Source organism: Castellaniella sp. FW104-7C03 (assembly GCF_040276085.1).
Classification (GTDB): domain Bacteria; phylum Pseudomonadota; class Gammaproteobacteria; order Burkholderiales; family Burkholderiaceae_B; genus Castellaniella.
This window is the reverse complement of sequence record NZ_JBELOK010000034.1, coordinates 1-575: the sequence shown is the minus strand read 5'-3', so window position 1 is coordinate 575 and position 575 is coordinate 1. Positions and strand designations below refer to the sequence as shown.

1 rRNA gene is annotated in these 575 nt (G+C 53.9%); it reads left to right on the top strand.

Annotation, left to right across the window (positions count from 1 at the left end):
- Positions 1-575: ribosomal RNA gene (locus ABS758_RS14950) — 16S ribosomal RNA — on the top strand; the annotation flags it as partial.

Here is a 575-nt window from a genome sequence, read left to right as displayed (position 1 = left end):
GATTAATTCGATGCAACGCGAAAAACCTTACCTACCCTTGACATGTCTGGAAGATTCAAGAGATTGAATTGTGCTCGTAAGAGAACCGGAACACAGGTGCTGCATGGCTGTCGTCAGCTCGTGTCGTGAGATGTTGGGTTAAGTCCCGCAACGAGCGCAACCCTTGCCATTAGTTGCTACATTTAGTTGGGCACTCTAATGGGACTGCCGGTGACAAACCGGAGGAAGGTGGGGATGACGTCAAGTCCTCATGGCCCTTATGGGTAGGGCTTCACACGTCATACAATGGTCGGGACAGAGGGATGCCAAGCCGCGAGGTGGAGCCAATCTCAGAAACCCGATCGTAGTCCGGATCGCAGTCTGCAACTCGACTGCGTGAAGTCGGAATCGCTAGTAATCGCGGATCAGCATGTCGCGGTGAATACGTTCCCGGGTCTTGTACACACCGCCCGTCACACCATGGGAGTGGGTTTCACCAGAAGTAGGTAGCCTAACCGTAAGGGGGGCGCTTACCACGGTGAGATTCATGACTGGGGTGAAGTCGTAACAAGGTAGCCGTATCGGAAGGTGCGGCT